The following is a 24,666-nucleotide window of genomic DNA, read 5'->3' as shown; positions in this document are numbered from 1 at the left end:
CCGTTGTCAGTGGTGGCTGCGACGATCGGACCATGACGACGATCGACTGGAACGCCCTGGCCGACACGTTCGACCAGGAGCCCGACCACGGCCTCGCCGACCCGGAGGTCCGGCGCGCATGGGCCGACAGGCTCGCGCGGTGGCTGCCGCCGCACCCGTCCGATGTGCTCGACCTCGGCTGCGGCACCGGCAGCCTCTCCCTCCTCGCCACCGAACAGGGCCATCGGGTGACCGGCGTCGACCTCGCGCCCGACATGGTCGCCAGAGCGCGGGCCAAGCTCGCCGGTACCGATGCCGAGGTCCTGCTCGGCCCGGCGGACCTGCCACCGGTCGGCGAGCGCCGGTTCGACGTCGTCCTCGCCCGGCACGTCGTCTGGCTGCTGCCCGAGCCCGAGACAGCCCTGCGCCACTGGGCCACGCTCCTGCGGCCGGGCGGTCGGCTCGTCCTTGTCGAGGGCGTCTGGGGAGGCGACGGGCTGCCGGCCGCGCGCGTCACCGCGGTCCTCGCACCGCTGGCCGACCGGATCCACCACGAGCGCCTCTCGGACGACCCAGCCCTGTGGGGCAGGCAGGTCGACGACGAGCGCTATGCGCTGGTGGCCTCCACGGCCCGGCCCCGCCGGCACACCGAGGTGATCGACGTGCACCTGGTGCTGCGCCGCGGGGACGAGGTGCTGCTCGCCCGCCGCGCGGGCACGGGCTACGGCGACGGCCTGTGGAACGGGCCGTCGGGTCACGTCGAGGACGGTGAGGACGTGCGCGCCGCCATGGTGCGCGAGGCGGCCGAGGAGGTCGGTGTCGAGCTGATGCCCGGCGATCTGCGCGCCGCGCTGGTGATGCAGCACCGCGGACCGGGCGGAGCGCCGCGCGTCGGGTGGTTCTTCGAAGCGGACCACGGCACGGGCGGCGAGCCGTACAACCGCGAACCCGACAAGTGCTCCGAGATCGCCTGGCACCGACTGGACGCGCTGCCCGACGACATGGTGGCCTACTGCCGGGCGGGGCTGGAGGCCTACCGCCGGGGCGACCGCTTCGTCGTCCACTGGCACGAGGACGGCGACCCGATCGCCCATGTGGCGGGTGGCCCGGACCGGTCGGTGGTGCTTCCGCTCAGCCGAGGAGCTCGCTGAAGCGGCTTGCGCGGGCGAGGGCTTCGAGCGCGTCGAGGGCGCGCTCTGCCTCGTCAGCCGCCCGCGGGTCCCGCTCGCGCAGGCCGCTCGCGGCGAACTCGTCCTCGTCCAGCCGCAGGATCGTGCCGCCGTCGGCGGACACCCACAGATCGAGGTCCAGGTCCTCGACGACCACCTCGGTGCCGTCGACCACGGCAGGCCGGGTGATGTCGCAGTACCAGCCCTTGAGCACACCGTCGCCGGCGCGGACCTCCTTCACCGCGTACCACCGGTCGCGCCAGTAGTGCTCGGTGAACACATCACCCGGCTCGAACCGCACGAAGCCGAAGTCACGCACGCCGGGAGCCGCCCACGGCGCGCGGACGGTGAGCCGGTTGCCGTCGTCGAAGACGGGCTCGGCCGGATAGCGGATCTTCGTCGCGCCCGCCTTGACCAGCCGGACCTCAACCGAGTTCGCGGACATGGCGCACCTCCGTCACAAAGATCTCGTAGCCGAACCACCGGTTGATCGCGAGCATCGGGCCGTTGTCCGCGTCGTTGTTGGTGAACGCGTCCGTGAAACCGGCCGCCCTCGCCCGGCGCAGCGAGTCCGTCTTGGCGAGCTTGGCCAGGCCCCTGCCGCGGTGGGCGCGCATCGTGCCCGTCATCCCGCTGGCGTAGCGCGTGCCACGGTCCGTCAGGGCCGCGGTGAAGGCGGCGATCTCGCCGTTCACCACGACGACGGTCGTCAGGCGGCGGTCCAGCAGCGGATCGTTCCAGGTGTGCGTGATCCAGTCCTCGTAGTCGGTGAAGTCCGTGCCGATGTCACCGGGCTCGTCCGCCGTCGTCTCGGCGTCCGCGAGGAACAGCGGGCGGGGGTCGTCCTCGTAGTCCGCGGCCGTGCGCAGCTCGACACCCGGCGGCAGCACGGGCAGCTCCGGCAGGGTGCCGTGCGCCAGATCGAGCCGCTGGAAGTGCGCGGTACGGGTGGGGCGGTAGCCCCGCTTCCCCGCGAACGCCAGGGACTCGGGGTCGTCCATCGCCCATGCGTAGACGGACGTCGCGCCGTGTGCGCCGAGATGCTCCTCCGCCGTGCGCAGCAGCAGCCCGCCGGCGCCGTGACCGCGGTGGTCCGGGTGCACATGTGGGGTGACGTACGACTGCCCCGGGTCGGACGAGTCGTAGGCGATGCCGGCGTGCGCGGTGCCGATGATCTCGTCCTTCCGCTCGGCGATCAACAGCCGGTACTTCTTCGCGGGGTTGGCGCTCTTCGCGCCGGACAGGAGCGACTCGGGAGTCGTCACCTCGCACGGCAGCGCGGCACGCCGGACGAGGGTCACCGCCTCGGCGTCCTCCGCACGGAAGTCACGAACGATCACAGTCATGGTGAGGCACGGTACGTGGGCGCGCGGGTGTGGCGCCTCCCGATTACCGGGAGTGGGGGACAATCATGGCGTGACGCTGAACATCACCATCGATGCGGAAGGCGCGGACGCGCCGTACGAGCAGGTGCGCGCCCAGATCTCCGAGCAGGCCCGCTCGGGCGTGCTGCCGGTGGGCTACCGGCTGCCGACCGTCCGCGGCCTCGCCGAGGAACTGGGCCTCGCCGCCAACACCGTGGCCAAGGCGTACCGGGCGCTCGAGGGCGACGGGGTGATCGAGACACGCGGCCGCAACGGCACGTTCGTGGCGGCGGCGGGCGACGCGGCAGCGCGCCAGGCCGCCGCGGCTGCGTCCTCGTACGCGGACCGGGCCCGCCGCCTGGGCCTCTCCGAGGAGGCGGCCCGCGCGGCCGTGGCGGACGCACTGCGTGTGGCGTACGGCGCGGGGGAGTAGGCAACGCCCCGCCCGTCCGCTAGAGGTAGAGCCCCGCGTCCGCCCCCGAGGACTGGACAGGCACCGAGGTCGGGGACGTGCCGCGGCGCAGGGCGAACAGTTCCGCCAGCGTCGCGCCCTCGCGGCCCACGACGTCCTCCCGGCCGTCGGCGTCGCCCAGCCAGGACAGCGCCTCGTCGCGCGTCAGCGGGCCCACCTCGATCCTGGCCAGGCAGCGGCCCGGGCGGACCACGGCCGGGTGGAGGCGCTCCAGGTCCTCGTTGGTCGTGACGCCGACCAGGACGTTGCGGCCCTGGCCCAGCAGACCGTCCGTCAGGTTGAGCAGCCGGGACAGCGCCTGGCCCGCCGTGTGCCGGGCCTCCCCGCGGATCAGCTCGTCGCAGTCCTCCAGCAGGAGCAGCCGCCAGCGGCCCTTGGCCGTGCCCTCGTCCTCGCCGATGGCGATGTCCATCAGGTAGCCCACGTCGTTGAACAGCCGCTCCGGATCCAGCACGCAGTCCACCTGGCACCAGTCGCGCCAGGAGCGGGCCAGGGTGCGCAGCGCCGACGTCTTGCCCGTGCCGGGAGGGCCGTGGAGCAGCAGCAGCCGGCCGGCGATGTCGTCGGGGGTGACCTTCATCAGCCGGTCCATCGCGTCGGCCACCGGCGCCGTGTAGTTGGGCCGGATCTCCTCCCATGTGCCCGCGGAGATCTGACGCGTCGTACGGTGCGGGCCGCGCCGCGGAGAGACGTACCAGAAGCCCATGGTCACGTTCTCCGGCTGCGGTTCGGGCTCGTCGGTCGCGCCGTCGGTCGCCTCCTTGAGCACCTTCTCGGCCAACTCGGAACTGACGGCTGTCACCGTGACGTCCGCGCCCCGGTTCCAGCGTGAGATCAGCAGCGTCCAGCCCTCGCCCTCGGCGAGCGTGGCGCTGCGGTCGTCGTCGCGGGCCGACCGCAGCACCGATGCCGCGAGCGGCAGCAGCGTGGCGCCCGGCTTGACGCGGTCGATCGTCGAACTGTACGAGTACGGCTGCTCGCCCGCCGCGAAGCGGCCGAGGAACAGCGCATCGACGACGTCCGCCGGTGAGTCGCTGTCGTCGACGTTGAGCCGGATCGGCAGGGCATCGTACGGGTTGGCAGACATGGGCCCCATGATCCGGCACGGTCCCTGGCGCCGCACGGTGTTTTGGCACGGTGTTTCGGCCGATGCGGCGCCGGGCGCCCCACCGGCTGAGCTGCCCGGGATCCGCCGGGTGCACCGGTGGACCGCCCGCATGCGGGCGGATGAGTGTCCGGGCACGCAAGGGGGAGGCCGCCCATACGGCCGTGCCGATGCGGCGCTCCGCGCAGGGTGGTTGAGCCGGCACCGCTATCCGTCGAGCCGTGCATCGCTGCTCGTCGAGCCGGTATCGCTGCCCGTGCGGCGTGCGGCGTGCGGCGTGCGGCGTGCGGCGTGCGGCGTGCGGCGTGCGGCTCCCGGCCCACTCACCCCCTCGCTTCGGACGGCACCTCAAGACCAATGACCCGTCAGTAACATCTTTGGCATGGACACTTCCGGTCAAGTCGGCCCGCTGCTACGAAAGTTGAGGCAGAGATCCTGCTCAAGGGAGGTTCCATGAAACTGTCCCGAGTCGCGGCATTCTCATCCTCACTCCTCCTCGGCGCCGTTCTCGCTCTCACGGGAGCGAGCCAGGCGCAGGCCGATTCCACCACGGGGTCCGTCGACTACGTGGCACTCGGCGACTCCTACTCCTCCGGTGTGGGAGCGGGCAGTTACGACAGCTCCAGTGGCAACTGCAAGCGCAGCACCCGCGCCTACCCCAAACTGTGGGCGGCCGCCAACTCGCCCTCGTCGTTCGCGTTCACCGCCTGCTCGGGCGCGCGTACCGGTGATGTGACCGCCGGTCAGCTCGGGCCGCTCAGCTCGGCGACCGATCTCGTCTCGATCTCGGTCGGCGGCAACGACGCCGGCTTCGCCGACGTGATGACCACCTGCGTCCTCAGCTCCGACGCCGAATGCCTGGCACGGATCGAGGAGGCCAAGCGCTACGTCGACACGACCCTGCCCGGCAAGCTCGACCAGGTGTACTCGGCCATCGGGGCCAAGGCGCCCGCCGCACGGGTCGTCGTCCTCGGCTATCCGCGCTTCTACAAGCTCAACGGCAGCTGCACGGCCGGTATGAGCGAGACCAAGCGGTCCGCCATCAACGGGGCGGCCGACCATCTCAACACGGCGACCGCCAAGCGCGCGGCCGACCACGGGTACACCTTCGCGAGCGTCGTCTCCGCCTTCACCGGGCACGAGATCTGCTCCGGGGCCGCCTGGCTGCACAGCGTCAACTGGTTCAACATGAGCGACTCATACCACCCGACGGCGTCCGGACAGTCCGGCGGCTATCTGCCGGTCTTCACGTCCCACGCCTGACCGGACGCCGTCCGCCGGACCGGTCGTTCTTCCCCCACGGCACCGAAGGCCCTGACCGGGCACCCACCGGGCAGGGCCTGCGCGTTCATCCACCGGGCTGTGCCTGCGCGTTCGTCGGCCGTGCAGGGACTGTGTGTTCATTCCGCCGGCCGCGCCGTGTGCTATCCGGCCAGCACCGCCCAGACCAGTGCCGCGACCGCCACGAGGAGCACCCCCACGCCTGCCACCAGCACCGCCGCGGCTCGACGCGGCTCGTCGGCGAACGCCGAAGGTCCGCCGTCGGCCTGCCGTGCGGGTGCGCCGTCGGTGGACGTCGGCGAACCGTCGGAATGGTCCGCGCCAGCGGCGGGTGCGTCACCGTCGCTGCCGGACCGGCTCGCGGAAGGTCTCGCGGAAGGTACCGACGGCGTCGGGGCCGTGGCGCGCGGCGCTCCGCCCCCGCTCGCCAGCCGCAGCCTGTGCTCGGCCTCCTCGGCCGGCATCCGCTCCGCCGCGTCCCGCCGCAGCAGCCCCGAGATCACCGGCGCCAGAGCGCCCGCCCGCTCCGACGGCCGGATCTCCTCGTCCGCGGCCGGGGCGCGGCCCTCGACCGCCGTGTACAGCAGCGCGCCGAGCGACCACAGGTCCGCGTCGACGTCGGGCTCGCCGGCCGGGGCGGACTGCGAGGCACCCGCCGCGGCGAAGCCGGTGAGCATCACCCGGCCGTCGTTGGCGATCAGGACGTTGGCCGCTCGTACGTCGTGGTGCACCACGCCCGCCGCATGCGCCGCGCGCAGGGCGGCCACGGTCTCGGCCCCGAGGTGCGCGGCCCGGGCGGGCGGCATCGGCCCTTCCGCCTCCAGTACGTCCGACAGGGCGAGACCGCGCACGAGCTCCATCACGATCCAGGGGCGGCTGTCGTCGGTGGCCACGTCGTGGACGGCCACCACGTTGCGGTGCGAGACGCGTCCCGCGGCCCGGGCGGCCCGCTCCAGCCGTCCGTACAGCTCACGCTGCGCCGTGGCGTCGAGACCGGCCGGGGCGCGGACCTCCTTGACCGCCACCTCGCGTCCCAGCAGTTCGTCGCGCGCCAGCCACGCCACGCCCGTACGGCCCTCCCCGAGCGGCTCGACCAGGCGGTAGCGCTCCGCAATCAGCCGGCCGGCTCCCGGCGGTCCGCTCATGCCGTGCCCCCTGTCCGCAATCGGCGCCCAACACGGTGAAAACCACTCGAAGTTAGCTCAACTGCCGGGCATATGACACTGGTTGATCGGCCATCAGTTCCGGCCAGGTCCACGTGGCCGGAAAAGGTCGATCCAACTCCCCCTGGAATCAGTCGCATTCGGAGAGTAATCGCCAACCCCCGTCCGAGTGCGGTGAATCATGCCGACGGGATACACGGGTGTCCCGCCGGGGAGATAGGGTTAATGTGCCCGGGCCGGGTGTCTTGTACGGGTGGGGAGTGACATGGATCAGATAACAGTTCGCAGCAGGGCTCGTGTGCCTGCCATCACGTGCGGAAGCGTAGAGACCAGTTCGCGTCTCGACCGCCACCTTTCGGTGCTCGGCGGCCCCGCCGTCCCGCAGCGCGAGGCCGCCGAGGCGACCCTGTTGATGCGTGAGCTGACCTCGCGCGACGTGCGGCACAGCCGCGCGAGCAAGAGCGCGCGCGTCTCGCTGTTCGCTCCGCTGCGGCGGCTGCGGCGTTCCCTGTTCGGCAGCCGCGGCTGACCAACCCCCCGGCCCGACCCCACCTCCTTCGCGCGGCCCCGCTCAGGCGACCACGCCGTCCCGGCGCAGCGCCGCCGCGGCCTCATCCGTCATCCCCATGGCCCGCAGCAGCGCGTCGGTGTGCTCGCCGAGTGAAGGGATCGCCCCCATCCGTGCCGGCGCCCCGCCCGGCAGCGTGATCGGGGGCAGCAGCGCCCGCAGTGGTCCGGCAGGCGAGTCGACCTCGCGCCAGCGGTCGCGGGCAGCCAGCTGCGGATGATTCGCCACGTCCGTCACGGTGTTCAGGCGCGCGCAGGCGATGCCGGCGGCCTCCAGCCGGTCGATCGCCTCCCCCGTCGGCAGCCTCCCCAGGGCCTCGGCCACCGCCGCGTCCGTCCGCTTCCGGTTCGCCGTCCGCGCGGTGTTGGTGGCGAAGTCCGGATCGAGCGCCAGCTCCGGCCGCTCCAGGACCCGTTCGGCGAGCCTGCGCCACTCGCGGTCGTTCTGGACGGACAGGAGCACCTGGCCGCCGTCGGCGGTGTCGTACGCGTCGTACGGGGAGATGACGGCGTGCGCGACACCCGTGCGCGCCGGTGCTTCACCTCCATGCATCCCGTGGTGCAGCGGATGCCCCATCCATTCGGCCAGCGACTCCAGCATCGAGATCTCCACCGGACCGCCGCGGCCCGTCGTACCGCGCCGCAGCAGCGCCGCCAGCACGCCCGAGAAGGCGTACATCGCGGCGGCGATGTCGGCCGCCGGGACGCCCGCCTTCACCGGCTCGGCCTTCGTCCCCGTCACCGAGACCAGACCGGCCTCGCACTGCACGAGCATGTCGTACGCCCGCTTGTGGGCGTACGGGCCGCCCGAGCCGTAGCCGGAGATGTCGACGGCGATCAGGCGAGGGTGCCGTGCGCACAGGGCGGCGGCGTCCAGGCCGAGCCGGGCCGCCGCGCCCTGGGCGAGGTTCTGCACGAACACATCGGCGCCCGCGACGAGCCGGTGCACGATGTCCAGTCCGCGCGGGTCCTTGAGATCGACGGCGATGGACTCCTTGCCGCGGTTGCACCAGACGAAGTGCGAGGCGAGCCCGCGGGCCGCGGTGTCGTAGCCGCGGGCGAAGTCACCGCCCTCCGGGCGCTCCACCTTGATCACGCGGGCGCCGAGGTCGGCGAGCTGGCGCGTGGCGAACGGCGCCGAGACGGCTTGTTCGACGGCGACGACCGTGATGCCGTCCAGGGGCAGTGGCTGTTGGCTCATAGGCCGTGTCTAATATGCAGCCACCATCTTTGTCACCCCTGAGGATCATGAAAACGGTCTCCGGCGACTTCGACGTCGTGTCCCCTTGACGAACCGTCCCGGTCCTGACGAGCCCTTTCCGGCCCTGGCCAGCCCTCCCTTCCGGACGAGACCATTCCGGCCCTGGTAACCGTCCCGGTCCTGACGAGCCCATTCCGGCCCTGGTAACCGTCCCGGTCCTGACGAGCCCTTTCAGTCCAACCGCCTGGTGATCGATTCGCTGGCCGGACCGGCCGGGCAGCCGAAGGGGCGCGGTGGAGGCGGGTCACAGCAGGGCGAACTGGCCCTCCGGGCCCTCCTCCGCATGGTCCAGTACCGACGCCGGCCGCCGCGCCGCTCCCGGCGGCGGCAGCACACCCGCCGCCCGCAGCTCCGCCGCCCCGATCCGCTTCCCCTCGGCCAACCGCCCCCGTTCCGGCTCAAGTTCAGCCAGCAGGGCCAGCACCGTGATCAGCTCCAGGAGCTCGGACGTCCACTCCTGCGGCCAGGCCGCAGGCCGCACCGCTTCGAGCGAGCCGGGCTCGCCCGCCGCCGTACGCCGTGCGAACCACTGCTCCAGTACCCGAACGCCGCCTGCCTCGAAGTCCCACGCCCCCCGCGGCACCGGCGCGACACGGCCGCTGTCCCCGACGGTCAGCACCTCCTCGGCGGCGTCGTACGCCAGCCCGTCCGGCCACGCGGGCAGGGCGGCCCGCACATAGGGGCGCCGGCCGCCCGGCAGCCTGGCGCGTTCCCCGCCGTGCGCGCCGCGCAACTGGATCCGCAGCGCCCGCCGGCCCAGCTCCACCCCCGCCGCCCAGGCCGCGGGCTCGGCGGGCAGCGGGACGACGCACCCCGCGGAGGTGACGTGGGCCGACGCCAGGGCCCAGCAGACAAGGTCCTGCGCGCCCACCCCGGACCCGTACCGCTCCGTGAGCAGATCCAACAGGCCCGGTGCGACGTTCGGCTCCCGGCCACCCGGCCTGCGGTACAGGGGACGGATCCGGCCGGGGCGGCCCGCCGGTGAGCGCCCGTCCGGCAGCAGCGCGGACACGACCAGCGCGGGACCCGCCGCCTTCGGCACATGACCCTGCTCGACGACGAAGAGCTGCCGTTCGTCGCGTACCCGCCACAACTCGGGCCGGGCGGCGTCGATCAGCCGGTTGTCCGGTATCAGCCACTGCTCGTCGAACGCGCCGTGCAGCACGCGCACCGGCTCGGGACAGCGACCGCTCTCGCGGGCGATCCGCCCGGTCCCGGTCGACTGCCCCGGCAGCTGCGCGACCGCACTGCGCGGCGTCCGCGCCCGGGTGGGCTCGAACAGCGCCTCGCGCCCGGCGTCGTCCGCCCGTACGAGAGCGTCCCAGCGGGCGCGCAGCGACGCGGCGTCCGGCGCCATCACCCAGCCCCGCCCCAGCCGCAGCGGCGCCACGGACCACGGCATGAGGTCGTCGAGCAGCGGCGCGTCCCCGGTCACGTCCTCGGTGAGAGCAGTCACCGTCCGCATGCTAGTGAAACGCCTCAGTCCGCGGCATCCACGCTCACCGAGAAGGAGAACCGGTCCCCGCGGTAGCGGATCCGGGCCACGTCCACGACCCGGCCGTCCTCGTCGTACGTCACGCCCGTGTAGTGCAGGATCGGGCTGAGCAGCGGCACCCGGAGCAGCTCCGCCGTCGGCGGGTCCGCGAGCCGCGCCTCCACCGTGTCCGTGATCCTGCTGATCCGGATGCCCAGCACGTCCCGCAGCACCTTCGTCATCGGCCAGCGCTCCAGGTCCGCGCACTCCACACGGCCCGCGAGGTCCGGGTGCAACGCGTTCTCCGCCCAGTTGGTGGGCTCCTCGCTGTCGCCGTCGTACCGCAGCCGCCGGAACACCACGACCTCGTCCGTGTCCGGGAAATACTCGGCCAGGTCGCCGGGCACCGGCTGCGGTCCGTGGCCGAGGACCGTCGTGCGCTCGCCCGACTGCTGGGCCACGATCGCGTCGATCGAGCCCAGCAGCCGCCGCGGCGCGCTCCGCCGAGCCCCCGGCTCGATGAAGGTGCCCCGCCGCCGGTGGCGGCTGATCAGCCCTTCCTCCTCCAGCTCCTTGAGCGCCTGGCGCATGGTGAGCACACTCACCCCGTAGTGCTGGGCGAGCTGTTCCTCGGTGGGGAGCCGCAGCGACGCCTCGGGCGCACGGCCCAGTATCGAGGCGCGCAGCGACTGCGAGACCTGGTACCACAGCGGCAGCTTGCGGTTCAGGACGAGCGAATCCGGGGCGAAGGAGGTCACGGCATCTCCGTACACGGCATCTCTTTACTGGGGCCGGAAGTGGCGCTCAAGACCCTGCCACACGCTGTCGTAGCCCTTCTGCAGGTGGTCGGCTTTCGCCGCCTGCCCGGTGGCGATCACCGGCCAGCGGGTCTCGAACATGAAGGCAAGGCCGTTGTCGACCTTCTGCGGCGTGAGCTCGACCGAGCTCGCCCGGTCGAAGGTCTCCCGGTCGGGGCCGTGCGCCGACATCATGTTGTGCAGCGAGCCGCCGCCGGGGACGAAGCCCCCTTCACCGGCTGCCTTGGCGTCGTAGGCGCCCTCGATCAGGCCCATGTACTCGCTCATCACATTGCGGTGGAAGTACGGCGGGCGGAACGTGTCCTCGCCGACCAGCCAGCGGGGTGCGAAGACCACGAAGTCGACACCGGCGAGGCCGGGAGTGTCGGACGGCGAGGTGAGCACCGTGAAGATCGACGGGTCGGGGTGGTCGTACGAGATCGAGCCGATGACGTTGAAACGGTGCAGGTCATAGACGTATGGGACATGGTTGCCGTGCCAGGCGACGACGTCGAGCGGCGAGTGGTCGTACGTCGCGGTCCACAGGTTTCCGCAGAACTTGTTGACCACCTCGACCGGGCCCTCGACGTCCTCGTACGCGGCGGCCGGCGCGAGGAAGTCACGGGCGTTGGCGAGGCCGTTGGCACCGATCAGGCCGAGATCGGGCAGCTGGAACGGCTGCCCGTAGTTCTCGCAGACGTAGCCGCGGGCGCTCTCGTCGAGCAGTTCCACGCGGAAGCGGACACCGCGGGGGACGAGCGCGATCTCGCCGGGCCGTGCGGGCAGCAGACCGAACTCCGTCACCAGCAGCAGCCCGCCGCGCTCAGGCACGATGAGCAGCTCGCCGTCGGCGTCGCTGAACACCCGCTCCATGGAGGCGTTCGCGTGGTAGAGGTGCACGGCCATGCCGGTGCGCTGCGTCACGTCGCCGTTGCCGCCGAGCGTCCACAGGCCCGCCAGCCAGTCCGTGCCGGGTGCCGGATCCGGCAGCGGGTTCCACCGCAGCCGGTTGGGATCGGGGGCCGTCTCGGTGAACGGGGCCGTGCGAAGCCGGCCGTTGTCGGTGCGGACGTACGCAGGGTGTGCGGCGGAAGGGCGGATGCGGTACAGCCAGGAGCGGCGGTTGTGGGCACGGGGCTCGGTGAACGCCGTGCCGCTGAGCTGTTCCGCGTAGAGGCCGAGCGGGGCGCGCTGCGGTGAGTTCCGCCCGTGGGGGAGGGCGCCGGCCACCGACTCCGAGCTGTGCTCGTTGCCGAAGCCGGACAGGAAGGACTCCTCCGTGAGTCCGTCCACAAGTTTGCGCCTCTGGTCGATACCGCTCATCGCCCGCTCCTGGTGCCGAGGGATTTCCGTTCCCGTCCCATTCCTATGGACAACCGTAGGATTGCAGTGACCTCCCCGTCAACGGCACCGGACGGCATCATGGGCCGCGTGTCCCAGCATCCTCTGCGTCGTACGCCCGTGCAGCAGCGCAGCGCCGACCGGCTCGCGCGCATCCTGGATGCCTGTGCCGAACTCCTCGACATCTGCGGTTACGAGGAGCTGTCCACCCGGGCGGTGGCGCAGCGAGCGGGCGTGCCGATCGGCTCCCTCTACCGTTTCTTCGGCAACAAACGCGCGCTCGTGGAGGCGCTCGGACACCGCAACCTCGACCGGTACACCGAGCGGATCGCCGTCCGGCTCGCCCCCCTGGCGGCGGGCGACTGGCGCGGTGCGGTCGACGTCATGCTCGACGAGTACCTGGCGATGAAGCGCACCGCCCCCGGCTTCGCCCTGATCGACTTCGGCGGCCAGGTCCCGGTCGGTGCGCCCGTCGCCGACCCCAACGACGAGGTCGCGGACCGGCTGGTCCACCTGTTCTCCGTCCATCAGGGGCGTGCGCCGGACGCGGACCTGCGGCGCGCGGTCCTGGTCGCGGTCGAGGCGGCGGACGCGTTGCTGCAACTTGCCTTCCGTTTAGGGGAGTCGGGGGACGAAGGGATCGTGGAGGAGGCGCGGCGGCTGCTGCGGGCGTATCTCGCCCAGGTGCTGGACGCGCCTACGGCACAGCCGTGAAAGGTGTCCCGAAAGGCGTGCCGGTGGGGCCCCCGTGAATCTCGCAGGGCATGAGCGCCGGGCACCCGGCGAGTCTCGGCGGCGTGATGCCGGGCACCCCGGCGAGTCTCGGGCGGCGTGATGCCGGGCACTCCGCGAGTCTCGGGCGGCGTGATGGCGGGCACCCGGCGAGTCTCGGCGGCGTGATGGCGGGCACCCGGCGAGTCTCGGCGGCGTGATGGCGGGCACCCGGCGAGTCTCGGGCGGCGTGATGGCCGGGGGAGCCCGCGAGTCTCGGGCGGCGTGATGGCCGGGTACCCCGCGAGCTTTGGGCGGCGTGATGCCGGGCAGCCGGCGAGCCTCGGACGGCGTGAGGGTCAGGGGAGCCCACGAGTCTGGAATGGCGTGAGGGTCGGGGAGCCCGCCGGCCTCGAAAGGCCTGGGGCCGGAAAGTCCCGGTTTCCGGCCCGGCCAGACCCTCCCGCACGTGCATACCGGTCGGTATGCTCGGGGTCGTAAACGCGTCACCGCTGCCGCCCCCGGAGGACCCGTGTTCCGTACCGCACCCGACAGCAGTACGACCTCGCCGCCCACGGCCGGCGACCGCACCGCACTGCGCATCTGCCCCCTGTGCGAGGCCACGTGCGGCCTCACCCTCACCATCGAGGGGACCCGCGTCACGCGTGCACGCGGCGACCGTGACGACGTTTTCAGTGAGGGCTTCATCTGCCCCAAGGGAGCCTCTTTCGGCGAGCTCGACGCCGACCCCGACCGGCTGCGCACCCCGCTCGTGCGCGAGAACGGCCGGTTGCGCGAAGCCTCCTGGGAGGAGGCGTTCGGCCTCGTCGCCTCCCGCATCCGCCCGCTGGTCGAGGAGCACGGGCCGAACGCCGTCGGCGTCGTCCTCGGCAACCCCAATGTGCACACCATGGCCGGCGGCCTCTACCCGCCCGTCCTGCTGTCCACCCTGGGCACGCGCAACATCTTCAGTGCCTCCACCCTCGACCAGATGCCCAAGCACGTCTCCAGCGGACTGCTCTACGGCAGCGCCGTCGCCATCCCGGTCCCCGACCTGCACCGCACCGGGCATCTGCTCCTCCTCGGCGCCAACCCGCTCGAGTCCAACGGCAGCCTGTGCACCGCCCCCGACTTCCCCGGCAAGCTCAAGGCCCTGCGCCGCCGCGGCGGCACGCTCACCGTCGTCGACCCGCGCCGCACCCGCACCGCCCGGCTCGCCGACCGCCACGTCGCGATACGGCCGGGCACCGACGCACTGCTGCTGGCCGCCCTCGTCCAGGTGCTGTTCGAGGAGCGGCTGACCGATCTCGGCGCTCTCGCGGAGCATGTGGCGCAGCTCGGCGACGTCGAGTCCGCGACAAGGGACTTCACCCCCGAAGCGGTGGCCGCCGCCTGCGACATGGACGCCGAGGAGATCCGTACGATCGCCCGCGAACTCGCCGCCGCTCCGAGCGCCGCCGTCTACGGGCGCATCGGCAGCTGCACCGTGGAGCACGGCACCCTCGCGAGTTGGCTCGTCGACGTCCTCAACATCCTCACCGGCAATCTCGACCGGCCCGGCGGCGCCCTCTTCCCCCTCGCCGCCACGGACAAGGCCCCACGCCCGGCCGCCCCCGGCAAGGGCTTCGCGCTCGGCCGCTGGTCGAGCCGCGTCGGCGGACACCCCGAGGCCAAGGGCGAACTTCCGATCGCCGCACTTGCCGAGGAGATCGAGACGCCGGGTGACGGGCGGATCCGCGCCCTCCTGGTCATCGCCGCCAACCCGGTGCTCTCCGCCCCCGACGGCGACCGTCTCGACCGGGCGCTGAGCGACCTGGACTTCATGGTCAGCATCGACCCCTACCTGAACGAGACCTCACGCCACGCGGATGTGGTGCTGCCCCCGCCGCCCCCGTCCCAGAGCGCACACTTCGACTTCGCCTTCAACGCCCTCGCCGTACGCAACCAGGTCCGCTACGCCCCGGCCGCCGTCCCCCTGGAGTCGGGGCGGATGGACGAGTGCGAGATCCACGCCCGGCTCATCCTCGCGGTCGGCGGCATGCACGGCGCCGAGCCGTCCGCCGTCGACGACATGGTGATCCAGGGCTCCCTCGCCAAGGCCGTCGCCGACCCGCACTCGCCCGTCCACGGACAGGACCCGGCCGAACTCGCCGCCGAACTCACCGGCAGCAGCGGAGCCGAGCGCCGCCTGGACATGATGCTGCGCCTCGGCCCGTACGAACTCACCCTCGCCAAGCTCCTGGAGAACCCGCACGGCATCGACCTCGGCCCCCTCCAGCCGCGCATCCCGCAGGTACTCAGGACCCGCAGCGGGCGAATCGAGCTGCTGCCAGCGCCGATCGTCGCCGATCTGCCCAGGCTCCGCAGCGCCCTCGACAGCCGTCCCGACGGGCTCGTCCTGGTCGGCCGCCGCCATCTGCGCTCCAACAACAGCTGGCTGCACAATGTGCCGGCACTGGGCGGCGGGTCCAACCGCTGCACCCTCCACGTCCACCCCGAGGACGCGGCCCGCCTCGGCCTCACGGATGGCGCGACCGTCGCGATCACGGCGGACGGCGGGCGGGTGGAGGCGCCCGTGGAGATCACCGACGACATCCGCCCGGGCGTGGTGAGCCTGCCGCACGGCTGGGGTCACGACCGGCCGGGCACCCGGCTCTCGGTGGCCGCCACCCGTCCCGGCGTCAACGTCAACCAGCTGCTCGACGGCTCCCGGCTGGATCCCCTGTCAGGCACGGCGGTGCTCAACGGATTCCCCGTGGAACTGACACCAATCCGCTGACCTGGGGTTTTGCTCGTATTGCTCACGCGTCAACACCTTGTTAACAGCTTTTGACGGCACCTAACGTCATCCGAACCGCCGCCCCGGTGGAGTTCAAGGATGAACGTTAGGTGTCCCCATGCTGACAATCCTCGGCTTCGCCATGATCGCGACCTTCCTGGTCCTGATCATGATGAAGAAGATGTCGCCGATAGCGGCGCTGGTCCTCATCCCCGCACTTTTCTGCGTCATCGTCGGAAAGGGTGCGCATCTCGGGGACTACGTCCTCGAGGGCATCGGCAATCTCGCGCCCACGGCCGCGATGCTGATGTTCGCCATTGTCTACTTCGGCGTCATGATCGACGTCGGCCTGTTCGACCCGATCGTCCGCGGCATCCTGCGTTTCTGCAAAGCGGACCCGCTGCGCATCGTGATCGGTACGGCGCTCCTGGCCGCCATCGTCTCCCTCGACGGCGACGGCTCGACGACCTTCATGATCACGGTCTCGGCGATGTACCCGCTCTACAAGCGCATGAAGATGAGCCTGGTCGTCATGACCGGCATCGCGGCCACCGCGAACGGCGTCATGAACACCCTGCCCTGGGGCGGTCCCACCGCCCGGGCGGCGACCGCGCTCAAGCTGGACGCGGGCGACATCTTCGTCCCGATGATCCCCGCCCTCGGTGTCGGTCTCCTGTTCGTCATGGTCCTCGCGTACGTCCTCGGCCGCCGCGAGCGCAAGCGCCTCGGCTACCTCTCGCTCGACGAGGTCCTTCAGCCGCGGAGCGAGACCGTGCTGGTGAAGACCGGCGGAGACGGCACGCAGCCTGCGGCGGGTCAAGGCTCCGAAGCGGGCGCGGGTTCAGCCGACGCGGCTCGTGGTGACAAGGGCGCCGCCTCCGCCGACGAGGGCTTCCAGGGGCTCGACCCCCACCGTGCCACCCTGCGCCCGAAGCTCTACTGGTTCAACGCCGGGCTCACCCTCGTCCTCCTCACCTCCATGATCACGGAGCTGCTGCCCATCCCCGTCCTGTTCCTGCTCGGCGCAGCACTCGCCCTCACGGTCAACTTCCCCAGCATGACCGACCAGAAGGCCCGTATCGCCGCCCACGCCGACAACGTCCTCAACGTCGCCGGCATGGTCTTCGCCGCCGCCGTCTTCACCGGCGTCCTCACCGGCACCGGGATGGTGGAGCACATGGCCGACTGGCTCGTCGGTGCGATCCCCGAGGGCATGGGCCCGCACATGGCCGTCGTCACGGGCCTGTTGAGCCTCCCGCTGACGTACTTCATGTCCAACGACGGTTTCTACTTCGGCGTCCTGCCCGTCCTCGCCGAGGCCGGCGCGGCCCATGGCGTCTCCCCGCTGGAGATCGCCCGCGCCTCCCTCGTCGGCCAGGCCCTGCACATGTCGAGCCCGCTGGTGCCCGCCGTATACGTCCTCGTCGGCATGGCCAAGGTCGAGTTCGGCGACCACACCCGCTTCACGGTCAAGTGGGCCGCGCTCACCTCCCTGGTGGTCCTCGGCGCGGGGGTCCTCTTCGGGATCATCTGAGGTGGCATCCTCCCGGAGTCGGCTGCTGCGCCTCGTCATCGCGTTCTCCCTGGCCCAGGGCTCGGCGTCGATGGCGCGGCCCGCCGTCTCCTACCGGGCCCTGTCCATGGGGCGCGGACGCGCGGGCCATCGGCGTGATCGCCGGTGTCTATGCGCTGCTTCCCCTGTTCGCCGCCGTACCGCTGGGGCGCAGGACGGACCACGGGGCCGTGCGCACCCCTGGTGCCCGTCGGCGTCGTCCTCATCTCCGGGGGCTGCGCCCTCAGCGGCACGGCGGATTCCCTCGCGGCGATGGCCGCATGGAGCGGCGAGCGAAGCGGCTGGGCCTCCCCCCGGCCGCAGGCTGGGGAGAGGGGCTCGGCCACCTCTCCTTCGTCATCGGGGCCCAGTCGATCGTCGCCCGGCAGTCCGCGCCCGCCGAACAGGACCGCGATTACGGCCACTTCACCATCGGCGCCTCGCTCGGCCAGCTGGTCGGACCGATCGGTGCGGGTGCGGTGATCGGCGCCGACCTCGCCCGTACGAGCGGACTCGCGCTGCTCGCGGCGGCGGTCGTGGCCGCCGCGTCCCTCACCTCGCTGTGGCGCATCGAGCACCGCACACCACCCCGGCCGCGCGCCGAACGGACGACGGTGCCCGTACGGGGCATCCTGCGGGCCCGCGGGGTACCCGCCGGGATCTTCATAAGCCTGGCGGTGCTCTCGGACGCACCTCGCGTGACCCGCGGACGCTGTCCGGTCAGGCCACGCCCCGACCCGTGACCACGCCGCGCGGTCTGTGGACGCCACCCCTTCACAGGCCGTGCGCCCCCGTCGACCATGTCTCCCGGTAATCTCCGCCACGCCCCCGGGTGCCCTCTGGCGTCTGAAAACTAACAGCGCTAGTTTGGGTCGCGGATCGACCGCGAAGCGTGGAGGAGAGCGATGAAGGCCCACGACGGCATATACATCGGCGGCCAGTGGCGGCCCGCCGCCGGCACGGACACCATCGCGGTGGTGAACCCCGCCGACGAGCAGGTGATCGCCCACGTGCCGGCCGGCACCCCCGAGGACGTCGACGCCGCCGTACGGGCGGCCCGCGCGGCGCTGCCGGCCTGGGCGGCCACGCCGCCCGCCGAGCGCGCCGCCCTGCTCACGGCCCTGCGCGACGAACTGGCACGCCGCCAGGACCTGATCGCGCAGACGGTCACCGCCGAACTGGGCGCGCCCCCGGGGCTCGCCCGGGCCGTGCACACGGGCTTGCCGCTGATGGTCGCGGGCTCGTACGCCGACCTCGCCGCCACGTACTCCTTCGAGGAGAGGATCGGCAACTCCACCGTCCTCATGGAGCCGGTCGGCGTCGTCGCCGCGATCACGCCCTGGAACTATCCGCTGCACCAGGTCGTCGCCAAGGTGGCCCCCGCGCTCGCCGCCGGCTGCACCGTCGTCCTCAAACCCGCCGAGGACACTCCGCTGACCGCGCAGCTCTTCGCCGAGGCCGTCCACGACGCGGGCGTACCCGCCGGGGTCTTCAATCTCGTCACCGGCCTCGGGCCGGTCGCGGGCCAGGCGCTCGCCGCCCACGAGGACGTCGACCTCGTGTCCTTCACCGGCTCCACGGCCGTGGGCAGGCAGATCGGCGCGACGGCCGGCGCCGCGATCAAGCACGTCGCCCTGGAGCTCGGCGGCAAGTCCGCGAACGTCATCCTGCCCGGTGCGGACCTGGCGAAGGCCGTGGCCGTCGGCATCGCCAACGTGATGTCCAACTCCGGCCAGACCTGCAGCGCCTGGACCCGGATGCTGGTGCACAAGGACCAGTACGACGAGGCCGTCGCGCTGGCCGCCGCCGCGGCCGCAACGTACGTGCCCGGCGACCGGATCGGCCCGCTCGTCAACGCCGGGCAGCAGCAGCGGGTCCGCGGGTACATCGAGAAGGGCATCGCCGAGGGCGCGCGCGTCGTCGCCGGCGGCCCGGACGTACCGCTGGAGACCGGCTACTACGTCCGTCCGACCGTGTTCGCGGATGTGACGCCCGGCATGACGATCGCCCAGGAGGAGATCTTCGGCCCGGTCGTCTCGATCCTGAAGTACGAGGACGAGGACGACGCGCTGGCCATCGCCAACGGCACCGTCTACGGCCTTGCCGGCGCGGTCTGGGCGGCGGCGGACGAGGAGGCCGTCGCCTTCGCCCGCCGTATGGACACCGGTCAGGTCGACATCAACGGAGGCCGGTTCAACCCGCTGGCGCCCTTCGGCGGTTACAAGCAGTCCGGCGTCGGCCGCGAGCTCGGTCCGCACGGCCTCGCCGATTACCTCCAGACCAAGTCCCTCCAGTTCTGAGCCGGGAGACAACCATCGTGGTCCGCGCCGCAGTCCTGCCCGCTGTCGGATCTCCCCTGGAGGTCGCCGAGATCTCGCTGCCCGAGCCCGGCCCCGGCCAGGTCCGGGTCCGCCTCGCCGCCGCCGGGGTCTGCCACTCCGACCTGTCCCTGTCCAACGGCACCATGCGCGTGCCCGTCCCGGCCGTCCTCGGCCACGAGGGCGCCGGCACCGTCGTCTCCGTCGGCGAGGGCGTCACCCGTGTCGCCCCCGGCGACGGCGTCGTCCTCAACTGGGCGCCATCGTGCGGTAATTGTCACGCCTGCTCGATCGGGGAGGTCTGGCTCTGCGCCGACGCCCTGACCGGCGCGGGCCGTGTCCACGCCGTCACGGCGGACGGCACCGAGCTCCATCCCGGCCTGAACGTGGCCGCGTTCGCCGAGGAGACCGTGGTCGCGGCGGACTGCGTGCTGCCGGCCCCCGACGGCGTCTCCCTGACCGACGCGGCACTCCTCGGCTGCGCGGTGCTCACCGGATACGGGGCCGTCCACCACTCCGCCCGCGTCCGCGAGGGCGAGTCGGTCGTCGTCCTCGGCGTCGGCGGGGTGGGCCTCGCCACGCTCCAGTCGGCCCGGATCGCGGGCGCCGGCACCGTCATCGCGGTCGACGTCTCCCCCGAGAAGGAGGAACTGGCCCGCCGGGCCGGCGCCACCGAGTATGTGGTCGCGTCCGACACCACCGCGAAGGAGGTCCGCAGGCTCACCGGCGGGCACGGCGCGGACGTCGCGATCGAGTGCGTGGGCCGCGCGGCGACGATCCGGACCGCCTGGGACTCGACCCGCCGCGGCGGCCGCACCACGGTCGTCGGCATCGGTGGCAAGGACCAGCAGGTCACGTTCAACGCCCTGGAGATATTCCACTGGGGCCGCACCCTGTCGGGCTGCGTCTACGGCAACTCCGACCCGGAGCGGGACCTCCCGGTCCTGGCCGCCCACATCCGCGAGGGTGCGCTCGACCTGGGGGCGCTCGTGACGGACCGCATCGGGCTGGAGGACATCCCGGTGGCATTCGCGGCGATGCGCGAGGGCCGGGGCGGCCGCTCCCTGGTGGTGTTCTGACCTTCCCTCCGTAACCGAGGGCTCCGCCCGGACCCCTACCGTGCCTCACGGGGATGTCGTCGATCTCCGGACGGGCTGCACAACAGCCCCGCGGGGGCCACTTCCCCGGATTCGCCAGGGGGATCCCCACCTGCGACCGCCGGGCCGTAGGGCGAGTTCGAGGCGCGGGGGTCTGGGACGCGCCCCTGGCCAAGGCGAGGGAGAAGTCCAGCCCGGAGGGCCACCGCCCCCCGGGCCCTTCGGGCTGCCCGCTCCCGCAGCACCCCATCGCCCACCCCCGGGAAATCCCCGCTGCGCAACCCGTTGACTCCATACCCACCGGTCGGTATGTTCCCCGCACTCCTCGTCCCCGCACCTCTGGAGTGCACGCATGGACACCGCACCTCCGTCCCCCGCCGCCCCGGCCACCGGATCGGCGCCGAACCGCAGGCGCGTCGCCACCGCAGCGGCCCTCGCCTCCGCCGTCGAGTGGTACGACTACTTCGTCTTCGGCATCGCCGCCGCCCTCGTCCTCGGCGATCTCTACTTCCCCGCAGGCAGCTCCTCCGCCGGCGTCCTCGCCGCCTTCGCGACGTTCGCCGTCGGCTTCCTCGCGCGCCCCGTCGGCGGCATCATCGCCGGGCAGCTCGGCGACAAGCGCGGGCGCAAGCCCATGCTGGTCCTCGCGCTGACCCTGATGGGCGTCGCCACCGCCGGGATCGGGCTGCTCCCCACGTACGAGACCATCGGCATCGCCGCCCCCGTCATCCTGGTGCTCCTGCGAGTCGTCCAGGGCATCGCCGTCGGCGCGCAGTGGGGCGGCGCCATGCTGATGGCGACCGAGTACGCCCCCGAGGGCAAGCGCGGTCTGTACGGCAGCCTCGTCCAGCTCGGTGTCCCGATCGGCGTCGTCACCGCCAACACCGTCTTCCTGGTCGCCGGTTCCCTCACCAGCGAGAGCGCCTTCGCCTCCTGGGGCTGGCGCGTCCCGTTCTTCGTGGGCTTCCTCGTCCTCGGCCTCGCCTGGTACATCCACACCCGCGTCGAGGAGACACCCGCCTTCCGCGAGGCAGAACGCGCTCTGGCGGCGCAGGAGAAGTCCGAACGGCGCTCGCCGCTGCGCACCATCCTGCGCAGCCACCTCGGCACTGTCTTCCTGGCCGGCGGCTCCTTCGCCGTGAACACCGCGACGTTCTACATCATCATCACCGGCGTGCTCGACTACGCGACCCGCGAACTCAAGATGGAGCGCCCCGCGGTCCTGGCCGTCTCGCTCTGCGTCAGCCTCACCCAGCTCGTGCTGATACCCGCGGCCGCCGCGCTGTCCGACCGCATCGGACGGCTGCGCATCTACGCGGCGGGCGCGATCGGCCTGCTGCTGTGGGCGGTTCCGCTGTTCCTGCTCATCGACACGGGTTCGCTGCTGTGGCTCGGCGTCGGCACGTTCGTCACCAGCTGCTTCCTCAGCATCATGTACGGGCCCCAGGCCGCTCTGTTCGCCGAGCTGTTCACCGCCGAGATGCGCTACACCGGCGCCTCGCTCGGCTACCAGATCGCCGCGGTGTTCGGCGGCGGCCTGGCGCCGTTCATGATGGTGCTGCTGCTGGAGGCCACCGGCACGTCGATGGCCGTCTCCGCCTACATCATCGGTCTCGCCGTGATCGCGCTGTTCTCGATCAAGGTTCTCGCCGCCCGGGCCGCGAAGGCGGCCGCGTCGGCGGAGCCTGCCGTGAAGGAACCCGCGCCTGCCGAATGACGTCCTCGCCCCCGGCCGCGGATCCCTTCCGCGGCCGGGACCGCGACACCGACACCCCCGCCAGGCACAGCGCACCGCCCGCCAGCGTCAGCGGCGCAGGCACCTCGTCCAGCGCCAGCCAGGACATCAGCACCACCAGGGCGGGCACGGCATACGTGGTGGCGCCCATCCGCCCCGCGGTCGTACGCGCCAGGGCGTAGGCCCAGGTCGTGAAGGCGAGCGCCGTCGGGAACACACCCAGATACAGCATGTTCAGCGTCGCCGGCAGCGGGGCGCGCGCCGCCTGGTCCACCAGTTGGCCCGCGAAGGGCAGGCACGCCACCGTTCCCACCAGGCACCCGAACGTCGTCACCTGCAACGCGCTCGCGTGCACCAGCGCCGGCTTCTGCGCCACGACCCCGCCCGCGTAGCCCACCGCCGCCAGCAGGCACAGCAGGACGCCCAGCGTGGAGGCGGTGCCCTCGCCCGACATCGACAGCCCGACCGTGACCGCCCCCGCGAACGACACGGCCATCCCCGCCAGCAGGCGCGGCGGCAGGGCCTCGCCCAACAGCCGCGCGCCGAGCAGCGCGATGAGGACGGGCCCGATGTTGACGACCATCGCGGCCGTACCCGCGTCGGCCTCCTGCTCACCCCAGTTGAGCACCACCATGTACACGCCGAACCAGAGCAGCCCGGACACCGCGATCCCGGGCCACGCGGCCCGCGGCGGGAGTCCCTCGCGGCGGACCAGCAGGACGCAGCCCAGCGCCAGGGACCCCGCGAGCAGGCGGCCGAGCGCGAGGGCGCCGGGGGAGTAGGCCTCCCCCGCGCTGCGGATCGACACGAAGGCGGAGGCCCACAGCACGACAGTGACGCCCGCGGCCACCAGGGCGGGCCACCGGGAGTTGCGTATCGGGTTCGTCATGGGCCGACCGTACGGCGCGGATCCTTCGGCGCTCACCGCAATATCCCCCGCGCCGGGAACCCGGAGCCCTGGATCGAAGCGCCGGGGACCTGACCGCAGTAGCCCTGGATCGAAGCGCCGGGGACCTGACCGCACCAGCCCTGGATCGAAGCGCCGGGCATCTCACCGCAGCAGCCCCGGCTCGATGCCGAGCAGACGGTCGAGGGCCCGCTCTCCCTCCTCGGTCACCTTCACCGCCCGCTCCGAGCCGATCCGTACGCACCATCCCGCGTCCAGTGCGTGGCGGCACAGCCGCGCACCCGCGAGTCCCGCGAGGTGCGGCTTGCGCTCCGTCCAGTCCAGACAGCCCCGGACCAGTGGGCGCCGCCCGGTGTGCTCCAGTGACACCCCGAGATCATGGAACCACCGTGCGCCCCGCTCGGTGAGGGCGAATCCGGCCTCCTGGCTGAGCAGGCCCCGCACGGTCATCGCCCGGGTGATCGTGATGCCGAGCCTCCCCGCGAGATGGTCGTAGCAGGTGCGGCCGCGTGACATGGCGGCGGCGGCGCCCGCCTCGCGCAGACCGCGCGGCGGCCGTGCGGTCCCCTCGGGGGCGGCGTACGCGGCCAGCTCCTCGACGAGGTGCGCCACGCGGTGCCCGGCGAGCCGCACATAGCGGTGCCGACCCTGGCGTTCCTCGGTCAGCACCCCGCCGGCGACCAGCCTGCCGAGATGCTCGCTGGCTGTCGAGGGGGCGACCCCGGCATGCCGGGCCAGCTCTCCGGCGGTCCAGGCCCGCCCGTCGAGCAGCGCGAGGCAGATCCCGGCGCGGGTCTGGTCGGCGAGCAGCGCGGCGAACGCGGCGAGGTCGCGGGAGGTGGTCATGGGGGTCACGGGGGTCATCACCCCAGGATGCGTCAGCGACGGTTCGGCGGCGGTCGAAGTGTCTCGTACTGGAGCGCGAGACCGTCGAGCAGGGCGCGCAGCCCGGTCTCGAACGCTCCCTCGTCGACCTTCTCCTGGCGGTCGGCCAGCAGGTGGGCCTGGCCAAGGTGCGGGTAGTCGGCCGGGTCGTACGCCGCCGCGTCGTCGACGAAGCCGCGGGCGAAGGACCCGAGCGCCGAGCCGGTGATGAAGTACCGCATCAGCGCGCCGATGTGCGTGGCCTGGGCCGGGGGCCAGCCCGCGCGGACCATGGCGCCGAAGACGGCGTCGGCGACCCTGAGCCCCGCCGGACGGCGGCGGGGGCCGTGCGCGAGCAGGGGAACGGTGTGGGGGTGGGCGGTCAGCGCGGCACGGTAGGAGACCGCGTAGTCGTGCAGTGCGGTGCGCCAGTCGCGGGCGTCGTCCTCCACGAACATCGACAGATCGACCTGGGCGCTGACCGCGTCGGCGACGGCGTCGAGGATCTCGTCCTTGTTGCGGAAATGGTTGTACAGCGATGGGCCGCTGACGCCGAGTTCGGCCGCGAGGCGCCGGGTGGAGACCGCGTCGAGCCCCTCGGCGTCCACGAGTGCGCTCGCCGTCTCGACGATGAGTTCTCTGCTGAGGAGGGGCTTGCGCGGTCGGGCCATGCGGCACATAGTAGGGCTGCGGAAGAGAAACTAGCAGTGATAGTTAAAGTGGGGTGGTC

The 24,666-nt window shown here is 72.3% G+C and carries 21 protein-coding genes and 1 pseudogene; 11 read left to right on the top strand and 11 right to left on the bottom strand.

Features of this window, described 5'->3' with window-relative positions; all coding sequences use genetic code 11:
• Nucleotides 1-32: 32 nt before the first annotated feature.
• Nucleotides 33-1,130 (top strand): methyltransferase domain-containing protein, encoded by a 1,098-nt coding sequence (locus ACH5AF_RS30875; RefSeq protein WP_398906209.1) that lies wholly within the window; start codon nucleotides 33-35, stop codon nucleotides 1,128-1,130.
• Here the strand turns inward: ACH5AF_RS30875 and ACH5AF_RS30870 are convergent.
• Together ACH5AF_RS30870 and ACH5AF_RS30865 are read right to left on the bottom strand one after the other, a co-directional pair.
• Nucleotides 1,111-1,593 (bottom strand): DUF402 domain-containing protein, encoded by a 483-nt coding sequence (locus ACH5AF_RS30870; RefSeq protein WP_398906208.1) that lies wholly within the window; start codon nucleotides 1,591-1,593, stop codon nucleotides 1,111-1,113. The two genes, ACH5AF_RS30875 and ACH5AF_RS30870, sit on opposite strands and share 20 nt — an antisense overlap.
• Nucleotides 1,574-2,494: a GNAT family N-acetyltransferase gene (locus ACH5AF_RS30865; protein ID WP_398906206.1), complete on the bottom strand. Its 921-nt coding sequence runs from the start codon at nucleotides 2,492-2,494 to the stop codon at nucleotides 1,574-1,576. Before ACH5AF_RS30865 ends, ACH5AF_RS30870 begins: the two co-directional genes overlap by 20 nt.
• Nucleotides 2,495-2,564: 70 nt before the next feature.
• On the opposite strand from ACH5AF_RS30865, the gene ACH5AF_RS30860 reads away from it, so the two are divergent.
• The gene (locus tag ACH5AF_RS30860) at nucleotides 2,565-2,945 is read left to right on the top strand and encodes a GntR family transcriptional regulator (RefSeq protein WP_398906204.1); all 381 of its coding nucleotides are present in this window, start codon (nucleotides 2,565-2,567) and stop codon (nucleotides 2,943-2,945) included.
• Nucleotides 2,946-2,964: 19 nt separating this feature from the next.
• Here the strand turns inward: ACH5AF_RS30860 and ACH5AF_RS30855 are convergent, their stop codons facing one another.
• Nucleotides 2,965-4,071, bottom strand: coding sequence for a DUF5925 domain-containing protein (locus ACH5AF_RS30855; protein WP_398906203.1), 1,107 nt, complete (start codon nucleotides 4,069-4,071; stop codon nucleotides 2,965-2,967).
• A gap of 471 nt (nucleotides 4,072-4,542) precedes the next feature.
• Here ACH5AF_RS30855 and ACH5AF_RS30850 point away from each other — a divergent pair, with 471 nt between their 5' ends.
• Entirely contained in the window at nucleotides 4,543-5,352 is an 810-nt protein-coding gene (locus ACH5AF_RS30850) for an SGNH/GDSL hydrolase family protein (protein ID WP_398906202.1), read from the top strand.
• 161 nt (nucleotides 5,353-5,513) lie between these two features.
• Here the strand turns inward: ACH5AF_RS30850 and ACH5AF_RS30845 are convergent, their stop codons facing one another.
• Nucleotides 5,514-6,515, bottom strand: coding sequence for a protein kinase (locus ACH5AF_RS30845; protein ID WP_398906200.1), 1,002 nt, complete (start codon nucleotides 6,513-6,515; stop codon nucleotides 5,514-5,516).
• Between the two features lie 283 nt (nucleotides 6,516-6,798).
• Here ACH5AF_RS30845 and ACH5AF_RS30840 point away from each other — a divergent pair, with 283 nt between their 5' ends.
• The gene (locus ACH5AF_RS30840) at nucleotides 6,799-7,062 is read left to right on the top strand and encodes a hypothetical protein (protein WP_215186798.1); all 264 of its coding nucleotides are present in this window, start codon (nucleotides 6,799-6,801) and stop codon (nucleotides 7,060-7,062) included.
• Nucleotides 7,063-7,104: 42 nt separating this feature from the next.
• Here ACH5AF_RS30840 and ACH5AF_RS30835 read toward each other — a convergent pair whose 3' ends face one another.
• From ACH5AF_RS30835 to hmgA, 4 genes are all read right to left on the bottom strand, one after another.
• Nucleotides 7,105-8,301, bottom strand: coding sequence for a CaiB/BaiF CoA transferase family protein (locus tag ACH5AF_RS30835; RefSeq protein WP_398906197.1), 1,197 nt, complete (start codon nucleotides 8,299-8,301; stop codon nucleotides 7,105-7,107).
• Between the two features lie 304 nt (nucleotides 8,302-8,605).
• Nucleotides 8,606-9,826: a type ISP restriction/modification enzyme gene (locus tag ACH5AF_RS30830; protein ID WP_398906195.1), complete on the bottom strand. Its 1,221-nt coding sequence runs from the start codon at nucleotides 9,824-9,826 to the stop codon at nucleotides 8,606-8,608.
• 14 nt (nucleotides 9,827-9,840) lie between these two features.
• Nucleotides 9,841-10,593: a GntR family transcriptional regulator gene (locus tag ACH5AF_RS30825; RefSeq protein WP_398906192.1), complete on the bottom strand. Its 753-nt coding sequence runs from the start codon at nucleotides 10,591-10,593 to the stop codon at nucleotides 9,841-9,843.
• 24 nt (nucleotides 10,594-10,617) lie between these two features.
• Nucleotides 10,618-11,955, bottom strand: a complete 1,338-nt coding sequence (gene hmgA / locus ACH5AF_RS30820) for a homogentisate 1,2-dioxygenase (RefSeq protein WP_398906190.1) — start codon at nucleotides 11,953-11,955, stop codon at nucleotides 10,618-10,620.
• Nucleotides 11,956-12,054: 99 nt separating this feature from the next.
• On the opposite strand from hmgA, the gene ACH5AF_RS30815 reads away from it, so the two are divergent.
• The 7 genes and pseudogenes from ACH5AF_RS30815 (at nucleotide 12,055) to ACH5AF_RS30785 (ending at nucleotide 22,147) form a co-directional block, all read left to right on the top strand.
• Nucleotides 12,055-12,687 (top strand): TetR family transcriptional regulator, encoded by a 633-nt coding sequence (locus ACH5AF_RS30815; RefSeq protein ID WP_398906242.1) that lies wholly within the window; start codon nucleotides 12,055-12,057, stop codon nucleotides 12,685-12,687.
• A 529-nt stretch (nucleotides 12,688-13,216) separates the two neighbouring features.
• On the top strand, nucleotides 13,217-15,463 hold the full coding sequence (locus ACH5AF_RS30810) for a molybdopterin oxidoreductase family protein (protein ID WP_398906189.1): 2,247 nt from the start codon (nucleotides 13,217-13,219) through the stop codon (nucleotides 15,461-15,463).
• Nucleotides 15,464-15,581: 118 nt separating this feature from the next.
• Nucleotides 15,582-16,997 (top strand): CitMHS family transporter, encoded by a 1,416-nt coding sequence (locus ACH5AF_RS30805; RefSeq protein WP_398906188.1) that lies wholly within the window; start codon nucleotides 15,582-15,584, stop codon nucleotides 16,995-16,997.
• Nucleotides 16,998-17,067: 70 nt separating this feature from the next.
• Nucleotides 17,068-17,701 (top strand): annotated as a pseudogene (locus ACH5AF_RS30800) (MFS transporter); the annotation flags it as partial.
• A gap of 219 nt (nucleotides 17,702-17,920) precedes the next feature.
• Complete coding sequence (locus tag ACH5AF_RS30795; protein WP_398906187.1) at nucleotides 17,921-19,315, top strand: aldehyde dehydrogenase family protein; 1,395 nt, start codon at nucleotides 17,921-17,923, stop codon at nucleotides 19,313-19,315.
• Nucleotides 19,316-19,332: 17 nt separating this feature from the next.
• Entirely contained in the window at nucleotides 19,333-20,412 is a 1,080-nt protein-coding gene (locus tag ACH5AF_RS30790; RefSeq protein ID WP_398906185.1) for a zinc-binding dehydrogenase, read from the top strand.
• A 370-nt stretch (nucleotides 20,413-20,782) separates the two neighbouring features.
• Nucleotides 20,783-22,147 carry an MFS transporter gene (locus ACH5AF_RS30785; protein ID WP_398906183.1) on the top strand — a complete coding sequence of 455 codons (1,365 nt, stop codon included), beginning with the start codon at nucleotides 20,783-20,785 and terminating at the stop codon, nucleotides 22,145-22,147.
• Here the strand turns inward: ACH5AF_RS30785 and ACH5AF_RS30780 are convergent.
• The 3 genes from ACH5AF_RS30780 to ACH5AF_RS30770 all read right to left on the bottom strand — a co-directional run bounded on the left by ACH5AF_RS30780 (nucleotide 22,068) and on the right by ACH5AF_RS30770 (nucleotide 24,607).
• Nucleotides 22,068-23,054, bottom strand: coding sequence for a DMT family transporter (locus tag ACH5AF_RS30780; protein WP_398906181.1), 987 nt, complete (start codon nucleotides 23,052-23,054; stop codon nucleotides 22,068-22,070). The genes ACH5AF_RS30785 and ACH5AF_RS30780 overlap by 80 nt on opposite strands.
• Before the next feature lie 162 nt (nucleotides 23,055-23,216).
• The gene (locus ACH5AF_RS30775; protein ID WP_398906180.1) at nucleotides 23,217-23,936 is read right to left on the bottom strand and encodes an ArsR/SmtB family transcription factor; all 720 of its coding nucleotides are present in this window, start codon (nucleotides 23,934-23,936) and stop codon (nucleotides 23,217-23,219) included.
• A gap of 14 nt (nucleotides 23,937-23,950) precedes the next feature.
• Nucleotides 23,951-24,607: a TetR/AcrR family transcriptional regulator gene (locus tag ACH5AF_RS30770; protein ID WP_398906178.1), complete on the bottom strand. Its 657-nt coding sequence runs from the start codon at nucleotides 24,605-24,607 to the stop codon at nucleotides 23,951-23,953.
• Nucleotides 24,608-24,666: the final 59 nt, after the last annotated feature.

Source organism: Streptomyces sp. NPDC018833 (assembly GCF_044390825.1).
Classification (GTDB): domain Bacteria; phylum Actinomycetota; class Actinomycetes; order Streptomycetales; family Streptomycetaceae; genus Streptomyces.
The sequence above is the reverse complement of the archived record's forward strand: the minus strand, read 5'-3'. Positions and strand labels throughout refer to the sequence as shown.